Origin of the sequence: Fictibacillus fluitans (genome assembly GCF_030418125.1) — a bacterium.
GTDB lineage: Bacteria > Bacillota > Bacilli > Bacillales > Fictibacillaceae > Fictibacillus_C > Fictibacillus_C fluitans.
In genome coordinates this window covers 51,075-63,503 of the sequence record NZ_JAUHTR010000015.1, presented here as the reverse complement: position 1 = coordinate 63,503, position 12,429 = coordinate 51,075, and the positions used below count along the sequence as shown (strand labels likewise).

13 protein-coding genes are annotated in these 12,429 nt (G+C 46.3%); 4 read left to right on the top strand and 9 right to left on the bottom strand.

The window, feature by feature from the left end; genetic code table 11:
• Nucleotides 1-23 precede the first annotated feature (23 nt).
• Nucleotides 24-245: a spore germination protein gene (locus QYB97_RS20555; RefSeq protein ID WP_301167903.1), complete on the bottom strand. Its 222-nt coding sequence runs from the start codon at nucleotides 243-245 to the stop codon at nucleotides 24-26.
• Between the two features lie 151 nt (nucleotides 246-396).
• Between QYB97_RS20555 and QYB97_RS20550 the strand changes: the two genes are divergently transcribed.
• The 4 genes from QYB97_RS20550 (at nucleotide 397) to QYB97_RS20535 (ending at nucleotide 2,278) form a co-directional block, all read left to right on the top strand.
• Nucleotides 397-621, top strand: coding sequence for a spore germination protein (locus QYB97_RS20550; protein ID WP_090237427.1), 225 nt, complete (start codon nucleotides 397-399; stop codon nucleotides 619-621).
• Between the two features lie 25 nt (nucleotides 622-646).
• Nucleotides 647-1,108 (top strand): Hsp20/alpha crystallin family protein, encoded by a 462-nt coding sequence (locus tag QYB97_RS20545; RefSeq protein ID WP_301167902.1) that lies wholly within the window; start codon nucleotides 647-649, stop codon nucleotides 1,106-1,108.
• 125 nt (nucleotides 1,109-1,233) lie between these two features.
• Complete coding sequence (locus tag QYB97_RS20540) at nucleotides 1,234-1,512, top strand: hypothetical protein (RefSeq protein ID WP_301167901.1); 279 nt, start codon at nucleotides 1,234-1,236, stop codon at nucleotides 1,510-1,512.
• Between the two features lie 124 nt (nucleotides 1,513-1,636).
• Entirely contained in the window at nucleotides 1,637-2,278 is a 642-nt protein-coding gene (locus tag QYB97_RS20535; RefSeq protein WP_301167900.1) for a peroxiredoxin, read from the top strand.
• Nucleotides 2,279-2,457: 179 nt separating this feature from the next.
• Here QYB97_RS20535 and QYB97_RS20530 read toward each other — a convergent pair whose 3' ends face one another.
• The 8 genes from QYB97_RS20530 to QYB97_RS20495 all read right to left on the bottom strand — a co-directional run bounded on the left by QYB97_RS20530 (nucleotide 2,458) and on the right by QYB97_RS20495 (nucleotide 12,168).
• On the bottom strand, nucleotides 2,458-4,140 hold the full coding sequence (locus QYB97_RS20530; protein ID WP_301167899.1) for a glycoside hydrolase family 13 protein: 1,683 nt from the start codon (nucleotides 4,138-4,140) through the stop codon (nucleotides 2,458-2,460).
• Between the two features lie 30 nt (nucleotides 4,141-4,170).
• Entirely contained in the window at nucleotides 4,171-4,989 is an 819-nt protein-coding gene (locus QYB97_RS20525) for a carbohydrate ABC transporter permease (protein ID WP_301167898.1), read from the bottom strand.
• Complete coding sequence (locus QYB97_RS20520) at nucleotides 4,989-5,852, bottom strand: carbohydrate ABC transporter permease (RefSeq protein WP_301167897.1); 864 nt, start codon at nucleotides 5,850-5,852, stop codon at nucleotides 4,989-4,991. Before QYB97_RS20520 ends, QYB97_RS20525 begins: the two co-directional genes overlap by 1 nt.
• Nucleotides 5,853-5,879: 27 nt before the next feature.
• Entirely contained in the window at nucleotides 5,880-7,109 is a 1,230-nt protein-coding gene (locus tag QYB97_RS20515) for an ABC transporter substrate-binding protein (RefSeq protein ID WP_301167896.1), read from the bottom strand.
• Between the two features lie 67 nt (nucleotides 7,110-7,176).
• Nucleotides 7,177-8,187 (bottom strand): LacI family DNA-binding transcriptional regulator, encoded by a 1,011-nt coding sequence (locus QYB97_RS20510; protein ID WP_301167895.1) that lies wholly within the window; start codon nucleotides 8,185-8,187, stop codon nucleotides 7,177-7,179.
• 113 nt (nucleotides 8,188-8,300) lie between these two features.
• Nucleotides 8,301-9,698 (bottom strand): Na+/H+ antiporter NhaC, encoded by a 1,398-nt coding sequence (nhaC, locus tag QYB97_RS20505; RefSeq protein WP_301167894.1) that lies wholly within the window; start codon nucleotides 9,696-9,698, stop codon nucleotides 8,301-8,303.
• 191 nt (nucleotides 9,699-9,889) lie between these two features.
• Nucleotides 9,890-11,296 (bottom strand): amino acid permease, encoded by a 1,407-nt coding sequence (locus QYB97_RS20500; RefSeq protein ID WP_301167893.1) that lies wholly within the window; start codon nucleotides 11,294-11,296, stop codon nucleotides 9,890-9,892.
• Between the two features lie 77 nt (nucleotides 11,297-11,373).
• A complete protein-coding gene (locus QYB97_RS20495) occupies nucleotides 11,374-12,168 on the bottom strand; it encodes a serine hydrolase (protein ID WP_301167892.1) in 795 nt (264 codons plus the stop codon).
• Nucleotides 12,169-12,429: the final 261 nt, after the last annotated feature.

Sequence of the window (12,429 nt, the reverse complement as noted above, 5' to 3'; positions counted from 1 at the left end):
ATTTGCTCGTTAAATCTTCTCTTCTAGTTATTTCCGATGTTTGCATTGTCGAACTGGTCCATATCGTACGTGTTCGTCAGATTATAACCGGTGTTGGTTCTGATGTTATCACCTGTATTAAAGGACCCGGCCCCCGCAAACGTCTTCGCATTGCTGATCGGTTGGATGGCCTGAACATCCCCAATATGGACAATTGAACTGCTCGAAACTGAGGCAATGTTAATACTCCCTACGATACCAGGCATCCAACCCCCCCTGCCGTAACCGTCTCTTCATAGCATATGTTGTTTTTTCTTAGGTGTTCACCCTCTTTATGCTCACCAAATCCCTGCGTCATCATAAGTTGATAAGAGCAGCAGGAATCCAGACAGTACGTCGTAAGGGAGGTATTAATCCTTGCCATCACTCATCGTAGGACCTGTCACCATTTCCGCCGTTCAATCCGATGGAGTTGTCAATTTTGGTGACACCCTGGTCATCAATCCGAAAAGCACAAGCAAAGGATACAGCGGCTCTGGAGGCGGAAATACAGGCAACTTTATGCAGACCGTCACGTTCGTCAGTGCCACCAATACACTTGATACCGATGCCGTAGACTCAAATGTAGCCGGCAACGCTTAAAAATGATTAGAGGAGGAGTTTGATCATGTCAGAAAACGGCGGTCCCATTCTGCCCTTTTTAAATGAAAAGTCGTTAGGTACATGGGTAAAATCACTCGAACAATTTATTGATAAAAGCTTTGAGCATTATCAGTCCATGGTTGATAACCTCTCATTCCCTCTTGAAGTTCAGGAAACGAAAGATGAATATCTGGCGCATGCCAACCTGGAATCCTATGACCAGAATCAAATTCAGATTGAAGTGCTGGACCGTGCCCTGAAAATTATCGCTTACGCCTCGGAAACGAACCGCTTCACAGACGACAGCACTAACATCAGCCAGTACAAACAAGCAAACAAGCGTGTTGAACGCCTCGTTCCGCTTCCCTTCTCCGTCAAGCAGGAGGACGTCCGTGCCACATTTGGCAACGGTGTATTAAAAATCAGGGTGCGCAAGCGAAAACCTTCTGCCAACCTTATTGATATCCAGCCTGATACCGAAGAATAAAGCCTGCAAAAATTGCAGGCTTTTCATTTTAAAAACAAGAGCTTCATAGTTAAATATCTTGTACACTAATGCAGCTTCTACATATGCTAAAAGGAACCAAAATCTCACCAGATAGGAACGATCATATGAGACAGCAAAACCCTTATGGATACGGCCAGTATCCTCCATACGGCTATCCTCCCGGCATGGGGTATGGACAGCCGGGCGCTGGGTACGGCCAGCAAGGATTCCCCGGCTACCCCGGCCAGGCTTACGGACAAGGTTATCCCGGAGCAGGCTATACCGGGGCAGTTCCGGGATTTGGCCAGGGAGTCATTGGAGGATATCCGCAAAATCCGGCCTATCCCCAGCAGTACACCAAGCCGCCCCAAAGCGGCGGAGGCTGCGGCTGCAGCGGCCGGTAACTATAAAAACCATCCGAAAGATCCTTTCCCGGATGGTTTTTATATACCGTTTATCACGCTTGATTTCACGCTTCATACGATAGGTGTAACCGGCATATATCTCAAACGGAAAGGAGGGATTTGAATGAGCTTGCCGTTTGACGGAAATCAGCATTATCCCAGGCCGTCCGTGGAACAGTTTACAACTTGCGCACCTCAGCCCTATTGCGCCGGGCTCGGGGACATCGCTCCGGTGTTTACTGCAGCATCCTTTCATGAGGGTGAAATCAAAGACGTACGGCTTGAGGATTACCGCGGCCGCTGGGTCGTCCTCTTTTTTTATGGCAGTGATTTCACGTTTGTCTGACCGACAGAATTAGCGGCGGTCGCCGCTTTATATGAAGATTTCAAGAAGCTGAACACCGAGGTGCTCGGCATCAGTACAGACAGCGTCTTTTCCCATAAAGTGTTCAAGGATGTATCTCCCCTGGCCGGCAAGGTGCAGTACCCGCTCGTGAGTGACCGGAACCATATGATCAGCAGGGCCTACCGGGTTCTTGACGTGTACAGCGGTGCATCCGTCCGGGCTACCATTATTGTTGGGCCGGATGGGTTTATTGCGAGCAAACTCATTTATCCTTCTGAAGTGGGCCGAAATGCGTATGAAATTCTCCGGCTCGTTCAAGCCCTCCAATTTGGCGAACAATCACAATCAGGCGTTCCCGCCAACTGGGTCCCGGGCATGCCCGGCCTTAACATGAATACCGAGAACATCGGTAGATTCTAGGCGGCTGGAGCGATGACACCAATACAAGCAGTTTTTAAAGATTTTCTGTCCGAAATCCGGAAGTTACTGGCTAAAATGAACATTTTACTGGCCGAAATCAAAAACTTACTGGCCAAACAGTGATTATGGTTAACTAAAAAGAGCTGTCTCTTCACTCAAGCGAGGGACAGCTCAATTTTTCACTTCAATCGGTAAACGCGGGCTTCATATGGCTTCAGTTCAACCGTTTGTATGCTTTCTTCCGCATGAACTTCATAATTGCTGATCATCAGTTCATGATCAGAGAATTCCATTTCCTCCGGCATCTCAAATACCGGCCGCTCATCAGAAAAGTTCAGCATCACTAGAAGCTTTTCCCCGCCCAGTGTGCGGCTGTATGCATAGATATGAGGATGCTCTTCCAGAAGCAAATCATAATTCCCGTATACAATAATTTCATTCTCTTTGCGCAGCTGGATCAGCCTTCTATAAAAATGAAAAATGGATTCAGGGTCTTCCATCGCCTGTTTTGCGTTGATTTCTTTATAGTTTGGATTTACCTTCAGCCATGGATTGCCTTCTGTAAATCCTGCATTCTCACTGTCATCCCACTGAATTGGAGTACGGGCATTGTCGCGGCCTTTTACATAGACCGAGTTCATGACCTGTGCCAGATCTTCTCCCCCATCCATTACCTTTTCACGATACATATTGAGCGTTTCAATGTCCTCATATTCCTCGATCGTTTCAAAACGGACATTGGTCATGCCGATTTCTTCACCCTGGTACACGTAAGGCGTTCCCTGCATCATGTGAAGGAAAGTCGCCAGCATTTTCGCCGACTCCACACGATACTCCTTGTCGTTTCCGAATCGGGAAACCATCCGCGGCTGGTCATGGTTATTCAGATATAAGCTGTTCCAGCCCTTGCCTTCCAAGCCTTTTTGCCACTTCGTGAAGGTTGCCTTCAAATCCTTTAGCTCAAGAGGCTTAAGGTCCCACTTCCCGCCTGGTCCCGTATCAAGATCCACATGCTCGAACTGGAACACCATGTTAAGCTCCCTTCGTTCCCCGTCGGTATAGAGAGCGGCTTCCTCCGTTGTTACCCCGGGCATTTCACCCACGGTCATCACATCGTATTGAGAAAGAACGTTTTGATTCATCTCATTCATAAATTCATGGATTCTTGGTCCGTCCATAAAGTAATCCCCGCCCCAGGCATATCTCTGATTGTGGGGATTTTCAGCATCCGGGAGTCCGGGCACTTTGGAAATGAAATTAATGACATCCATACGGAAGCCGTCAATCCCTTTATCCAGCCAGAACTTCATCATTCGGTAGACTTCCTCCCGAAGCTTCGGATTTTCCCAGTTCAGATCTGGCTGTTTTTTACTGAAAACGTGCAGGTAATACTCCTCTGTCGCTTCATCATACTCCCATGCCGATCCGCTGAATACAGATTCCCAGTTGTTTGGCTCTGCCCCGTTTTTTCCAGGCCTCCAAATATAATAATCGCGGTACGGATTGTCCTTTGATTTGCGGGATTCCTTAAACCAGGCATGCTCATCGGAGGAATGATTGACTACAAGATCCATGATGAGCTTTAAGCCGCGTTTATGCATTTCAGCAAGGAGCCTCTCCCAATCTTCCATCGTTCCGAACTCATCCATGATCTTTTGGTAGTCGCTGATATCGTAGCCATTATCGTCGTTCGGGCTCTGATAGACAGGTGACAGCCAAATAACATTAATGCCAAGCTCTTTTAAATAATCCAGCTTTTCAATGATTCCATTAATATCCCCAATACCGTCCCCGTTGGAGTCGCTGAAGCTTCTCGGGTAAATTTGATAGACTACGCTTTCTTTCCACCACGTTTTGTTCATAGAGCATTCACTCTGCTTTCATCATAGATTTTATTTTACTGCTCCCCTGGTGACACCGCTGATGATCCATTTTTGTGCAAAAAGATAGACAATGATCATCGGGGACAGGGCCATTAAATAGGAAGCAAAAGCCAGGTTATAGTTTGTCGTGAACTGTGACTGGAATACATATTGCACAAGCGGCAATGTCATGGCATCACGGTTGCTCAAGATGACGAGCGGCAGGAGAAAGTCATTCCACGCCCACAGGCAGGTCAATATGCCGACCGTCGCGTTAATCGGGGCAAGAAGCGGAAAGATAACTTTCCAGAACACCTTCCATGTACTCGCTCCATCCACATAAGCTGCTTCCTCCAGAGAATACGGGATCGACTTGATATAGCCGACATAGATGAAAATATTAAAAGCAAGGCCATAAACGATGTATAAAAAGATAAGGCCCGCCATGTTGTTAAGACCCAGAAAGCTCGTTTCCTTTACGACTGGAAGCATGATGATCGGAAAAGGTACGAACATTGCACTGACAAAATAATAGTAGAGTGTTTTAAAAAACTTCCGGTGCATGTTTCGTGCAATCGCATAGGCAACCATCGAGTTCGTCAGGAGCGTAAATACTACGGTAAATACGGTCACAATGGCGCTGTTGCGGAATGAGTGAAAAAAGTTGGTGAGGCGGACGGCTTCCACAAAGTTCTGCCAATGAAAGCTATTGGGCAGCGTAAGCAGTGATTTTCCCATTTCTTCCGGTGTTTTTAATGCCGTAACCACGGTCAAATACAGCGGAAATAATATGAACAGTGAACAGATGATTAATAGAATCGTTAACGGCCAATTTATTTTTCGGCTCATTACATGTCCACCTCTCTTTTTTGAAGAATTTTAATCTGAAACACGGAAATGGCGACGATGATAATAAAGTAAACCACCGAGTTTGCTGCCTGATAGGCGAATTCTCCGCCTTGGAAACCGCCTCTGTAGATCAGTAAGGAAATGGCTTCTGTTGCTTGTCCAGGTCCGCCGCCTGTAAGGGCAATAATATGGTCGAATACCATCAGGAAATTCTTCATGGCAAGTACCATGTTAATCGTGAAAAAGGATGCAATCAGCGGAAATGTGATATGGCGGAAGGTATGCCACCGGCCGGCACCGTCGAGATTGGCCGCTTCATATAAATCTCCTGGAATCGTCTGCAAACCGGCTAAATACAGGATCGTATTGAACGCCACTGCCTGCCAGACCGCAACGATAACAACACCGATCCAGGCCAGGTCCGGGTTGCCGAGAATGTTTTCGGTCAGTGAAGTTACTCCGGCCTTCTGGGCAATCTGAGGCACAAAGAACGCGAAAATGTAGTTGAAAATGTAACCGACAATCAGGATGCTCAAGATGTTGGGAATAAAGAAAATCCCCCGGAGCGTGTTTCTGAACTTGATTTTCGCATTCAGCCCCAGTGCAATCATGAGACTGATAATGTTCACCAGAATGGTAGAAATTATAGCGAATTTAAACGTGAATCCGTATGATGCAAACACACGGTCATCCTGAAACAGATTGATATAATTTTTCAGCCCGATAAACTGGTAATCCCCATACCCTTTATAGTTGGTAAAGCTGTATATGATCCCTTGAATAACAGGGATCGTATGAAAGATAAAAAATAAACAGAGTGCCGGAAGGGCCATCCAGTAAAAGGCTTTGCTGTTTTTATTCATCCCATGTTCCTCCTTTTTTCACCCTGTTTACTGCCGGACTTTTACTTTGTCCCATTCCGTGTCCAATTTTTTCAAAAATTCTTTTTCATCCTTCGATATCAAAAATCCCTGAACAAGATTGGCGATCGGAATACTTGCAGGAAAGAAGTGCTCCGGAAAACCGGTGATCTGCTGCTTTTCAAAGTACGGATTCAGGTTTGACAGCGTGGGGTCATCCTGCAGTACCCCTTTAACCGCAGAAAAGCTGTTCTGGTCCTTCATGTACAGCTTTGTGTTTTCAGGCTTCAGCAAAAAGTTGATAAACAGAAGGGATTCTTTTTTATAAGGGTTATCCTTCGCCATCGTCAGCGCCGTATCTACCCCCGAAACGAGCTTGTTCTTTTTGGGATCATTGGTCGCCGGGAGCGGAAAGGTTCCGATATCAATGTCTTTATTAATGGTTTTGATGGACGAAATCGCCCAGTTCCCCTGCAGATACATGAAAGATTCTCCATTGGCAAACGCTTTGTTTCCCGAGTTGTAATCTCTTCCGAAGTTATCCTTATGGCCGTACTTCAGCAATGTCAGCATCTTATCCGACGCTTCTCCATACCGCTTTTGGAAGGAGGCCTGCCCTTCATTTTTTTCTTCAAAGAAATTATTTCCCTGTGTATTGGCAACCAGGGAATTGAATGGCACCATGGCGGTCCAGGCATCTTTTAATGTTAAGTAAAACGGTACCTCGCCGGCAGCCTTGATTTTTTTGGCTGTCCCAATCAGTTCATCCCACGTTCTTGGTACATCCAGCCCCAGTTCGCGAAACTTTTCCTTGTTATAGAGAACCATATTGGCATTGGTTGCAAAAGGAATGCCATTGACTTCCTTGTTATTGCCCGCCAGCTGATTCAACGTATCCACATAGTTGGGAATTACCTTATCCACCACTGGATCCTTCGTAAAGTCGTAAAAGACACCAGCTTCTGCAATATCACCATACGTGGCATTTCCGCCAATACCGAGAATATCCGGTACATCCTCCTTCACCAGCCTTGTTCGCAGGACGGTTTCTGCATCGGGCACATTGTTCTGCTGGATATCAATGTTTGGATGCTCTTTTTCAAACTTGGCGATCAGCTTGTCAAAGGTTCCCACGGCCTCGGGCTTATTTTGGAAAAATTCAAGATGGATTTTTCCGCCCTTCTCCTCCTTATCAGAGCAGCCGGAAAGGAGGCCTGCGGTAACGGATAAAGCAGTAATCAACGCTATCATTTTCTTCATAGGGGCTTCACCTCTTTTTTAAGTAAACGTTTACGTAATGTTGTTAAAATAAAGAGCAAACCTTGGTTTACTCTGCTTCTTCCTTTTCAATCACTTTGACCGTTTCTCTTTCCACAATATGATGGGGCATGAAAACACTCTGCGACTCCTCTGTTTCTCTGTCCAGCAGCATTTTTACTGCATTTTTTCCCATTTCATAGAGCGGCTGGCCTACGGTAGTGAGCGGCGGAATGGCCATTTCTGCCACCTTCGTATTATCGTATCCGATAATGGAAATTTGGTCAGGCACCCGGATGGATATTCTGTACAGATAGGACAAGGCACCTGCAGCCATTTCATCACTGGAGCAGAAAATGGCGGTAAGGCCTTCATTATGGTCCAGCAGTTCTTTTGCTGCGGTTATTCCACTTTCAAATCCGAAATCCCCGAAAGCAATCTTCCTCTTGTCCACAGAAATCCCGTTATCCTGAAGGGCCTTTTTATAGCCTTCAATTCTCGGCAGGGTGGCAATCGGATCCCCTTTTGTTCCTGCTATCATCCCGATGGAACGATGGCCTCTTTCGAGGAGATAGGTCACGCCGTCAAACACTGCTTTTTTATCATCCACTTTTATGAAAGGCACGTCATACTGTGACTTGGTTGAAACAAGCACCACCGGGAGATCCATGGCAATGATGGCGTTGTAGTATTCTTCCTTAAAAAATTCACTGACAAAAACGATGCCATCCACTTGTTTTTCGCGGAGAGCCTGCAAATATTTCATTGTGCGCTTTCCGTCTTTATCGGTGTTGCAGACCATTACACTGTAATCCAGCTCATGTGCCATGTCTTCAATCCCGCTGAGAACAACCGAAGCAAAGGTATCTGAAACTGCTGGAAGCAGCACTCCCAATGTTTTTGTTTTTTTGTTGATCAGGCCGCGTGCGATCGCATTTGGCTGATACCCCATTTCCGCAATAACCTGCAGCACCTTCTCTTTGGTTTTCTCCGAATACCCCGGCAGATTGTTCAGAATCCTGGACACAGTCGCCACTGAGACATTGGCCTTTTTGGCAACATCTTTGATCGTGTAGGACAATTTAAGCCCTTCTTTCTCTACGTAAACGTTTTCGTAACTAGTAAAAACAATATAACACCATATGTAAGCATTTTCAACACTAAAAAACATCCGGAAAAATTTCCGGATGCTTTCTAGGAAGCCTTTGTTACGGATGCTAATTTGTCTTTTTTCATTCCGAGCCCAATTCCGCTGTATGCGTAAATCAAGGTAAATAGCGGAGAAAGGTAAAGCAAGAAGGCATATGGAATATAGTCGAGTGCCGATACGCCGAGCGTTGCCGCAAAAAACGCTCCGCTTACACTCCATGGAACGAGTGGATTAATCAGCGTCCCCGCATCTTCCATTGTTCTTGAAAGGTTCTTCAGCGGTACCCCGTTCTTTTCAAAATGCTTCTTAAACGCCTGGCCGGGAAGGAGAATGGATAGATACATTTCCCCCGTGAGCAAATTAACCCCTAAACCAGAGGCCGCCGTGGCTGCGATCAGATTCCCTGTTTTCTTGAGCTGTTTCTCCACTGAACCGAGCAGCACGTCAATGACGCCAAGTTCGTGAAGAAGACCGCCAAGGGAAAGTGCAATAATAATGAGCGCGACCGACCACATCATTGGAACGAGGCCACCTTTGTTGACGATCGCATCAACGGCTTCATTCCCCGTTTTCAGGTTCATCCCATTTTCTAATGCATTCATCATCTGGGCGATGGTTATATCTGCATTCAATACGAAAGCTGTAATTACAGCCGTTATAACGCCTGTAAGCAGCGTAGGGAGTATGGGCAGCTTTCGAAATGCCATCAGCATGACGATGAGTGGAGATATAAGCGTAACAGGTGTAATTTCAAAATGGTCTCCCAACGTCTTTTTCATCTCCGCCAACTGGGCCAAAGAGGCACCTGAGCCCTGATGTCCGGCAAAAAAGAAAATGATCGCTGTAATAACAAGCGCAGGCACCGTCGTCCACATCATATGCCGAATATGTTCAAACAAGTTCACACCTACTGTGCCAGAAGCAAGGTTGGTGGAATCTGATAATGGTGACATCTTGTCTCCAAAACAGGCACCGCATACGATCGCCCCGGCAGCAAGTCCAGGGTTGACGTTCAATACATGTGCAATCCCCATTAAGGCTACTCCAACCGTGCTAGCCGTAGTAAAGCTGCTGCCAGTAAATGTTGAAACAAGAATGGTAATAAACAAGGCGCTCAGCGCAAACCATTCAGGCTGAATAAAATCCATCCCGTAAAAAAGAAGCGTTGGAACAGCCCCGCTTATCATCCAGCTTGCGATCACAAGGCCAATCATCATCAAAAGCAAAAGAGGCTGTATGCCGCTGACCACTCCTGCTATCAAACCGCGCTCAATCCGCTTCCAGTCTGCTCCCCAAAACAAAGCAAAAATCCCCGTCAGTACAACACAAAGAAACAAAGGAATGTGGGGTTCTACTTTTACAAAAACCATGCTTGTAAACATAGTGCCTACAATGAATATAAATAACAGGATAACTCCCGGCAATTTCACTTTACTGTTCATGTGTGATCTCTCCCTGATGCACTTTAATCTTTTTTAAATTTCACTTAAACGCTTAAACGCTTTTATGCATTGAAGTATTGTAACAATATGTTATGATACCGAAATCCCTTGTTTTTGTCAATCTGAACACCTGAATGGAAAAAGATACAAAAAAAGCAGCAGACTGATTACATCAGCACTGCTGCTTTTTATTAAATAACTTCCCGTCGAAGCGTTCCCGCTTTTTCCTTTTTCCTGATGACCAGGTAATAGTAGAGATAACAGCCGATAAAGAACGGAACTCCAAGGTAAAGAGCCAGGCGCTGCTCCGGATCAAAAGCCATGCTCACCAGGACTCCCGTGTTAAGGGTAGTGGCCACAATTGGCAAGATGGGATAAAGCGGCACTTTAAATTTCAAGTCCTCTTTCTTACCGCCATTGCGGATATATTTTCTCCTGAACGCCAGCTGTGAGGCAGTAATGGCGATCCAGCCCACTTGGGCTCCAAGTCCTGCAAGGGAGAGCAGCCATACAAAGACGGTCTTTTCTGCTTTAAAACCGGATAACAGGGATAAAAGCGCCACACCGATCGTAATGTACAGCGCGTTCATAGGAATCCCGCGCTGGTTGACTTTGCCAAGCTTTGGACTTGCCATTCCTTCCTTTGACAGCGAATAGAGCATTCTTGTCGCGGCATAAAGACCTGAATTGGCGACAGACAGCAATGCCGTCAGAATGACAAAATTCATAATATCTGCCGCATAAGGAATTCCGATGCTGTCAAACACGACAACAAACGGGCTTTCCACTTTGCCAGCCTTCTCCATCGGCATTAGAGCTGCCAGCACACCAATGGCCAGGACAAAGAAAAATAGTGTCCGCCATACCGTTTGCTTAATGGAACGTGGAATCGTTTTTTCCGGATTTTCACTTTCCCCTGAAGCAATCCCGATTAATTCGGTTCCCTGGAAGGAAAAGTTCACAGCAATCATGGTCACAAATAAAGCGGTAAACCCGTTCGGAAACCAGCCATCTGATAAAAAGTTGGTGAAGGCAGGTGCCGCAGCGGCCCCTTTCATATCAATGAACCCGAACATGGCCGCTCCGCCAAGAACGATAAACAGAATAATAGCAATTACCTTTATGCTTGCGAACCAAAATTCAGCCTCTCCAAATGCTTTTGCCGACAAGGCATTCAACCCGAACAGCACTGCCGCAAAAATCAGGCTCCACATCCAGAGCTCAGAGTGGGGAAACCAGCGCTGCATAAGAGCAGATGCGGATAAAAACTCCAGCGCTACGGTAACTGCCCAGCCCAGCCAGTACAGCCAGCCCACCGCAAAGCCCGTACCGGGCCCGATGAATTTGGACGTGTACGTCTGGAAAGAACCGGATACCGGCATGGCGACCGAAAGCTCGCCAAGGCAAAGCATCGTTAAGTACATGATAAAACCGCCCACCAAATAAGAAAGCACAGCACCTGCCGGACCGGCATCATGAATGGTCATCCCGGAGCCCAGAAAAAACCCTGTTCCGATCACCCCACCCAAAGAAATCATAAATAAGTGCCGGGCCTTCATGCTGCGCTTCAGCTCTTGATTGTTCTGATTACTGTTCATCTGTTCACCTCTTGTTGTTTATATGTATGCGCTTTCATTATATTATCATTTTATGTCGAAAAACCAAAAGCTTTTTTCTAATTTTTTTGAACAATCATTAAATAGTCCTGAATCACCATCCCGATTTCTGCAAGCTTGTGCCGTGCATCGGCTTCATTCTTGAGATTTTTCGTGAGCACAGCCGCGATAATGGCTCTTCCCTGATACTCAGCTATTGCGGCATCATGCTCTGTACCCTGAAGCTCGCCTGTCTTATTGGCAATCATGATGACTTCCTCGTCCATGCTCCCCGGAAGTTTATGCCGAAACTGCTGATTTCGTAAAATGTTCAGCATGGTTTTTCTGCTGTCGTTTTGCAGAAGCTTTCCGTGATGAATTTCTCTCAGAAGATGAACAGCGTCTTTTGCGGACGTGTAATTGTTCTTCCCCTCTTCGATCGCTTGAAAATCCATGAGCTTTCTTTGCAGTACGGTTTGGCGGCATTGAAGTTCCGCAAGCAGGGCATTAATTGGTTCTTTGCCTGCCTTTTCAATCATTATGTTTGCTGCCGTGTTATCCGATACCGTAATCATTAAGGTTAGCACATCCAGAACGGTAAGCGAGGCACTCGGCGATAACTGGTTAATTACTCCCGCTCCGCCCACCTTGTCCTTTTGCGCAATGTTTAAAGGCTTTGTCAGGTCAAGCACACCTGCTTCCCTCTGCCGAAAGGCCTCAATCATGATCGGCAGCTTGATGAGGCTTGCCGCCGGGAACACCTTTTCTTCTTTTTCACCTATGTATCCTTCATCGGTTTCAATATAGTAGGCAAATTCCCCATTAAGGGAGCCAATAATGCCATTTACCCTGTTTCTTAGCTCATCTAACGTCATTTCCTGCTCCTTTCTTCTGCTGCCTTCCTGTAATTACAGTTCTTTTTTCGGGTCGCGGACTCCTGCCTGTGTTTGGTTTTGAAATACACGCGGTTCTCTTCGTTTACCCGCCATTTTGTGCTGGTTACCCGCCATTATTTTTAAATACCCGCCATAATCAACCTTTTACCCGCCAAAAGCTCGTTATGTCAACAACGCTCCCCCCGGCCATCTGCCAGCATATAAAAAAGCGCCCCATTCAAAGCAGGGCGCCTTTCCTTG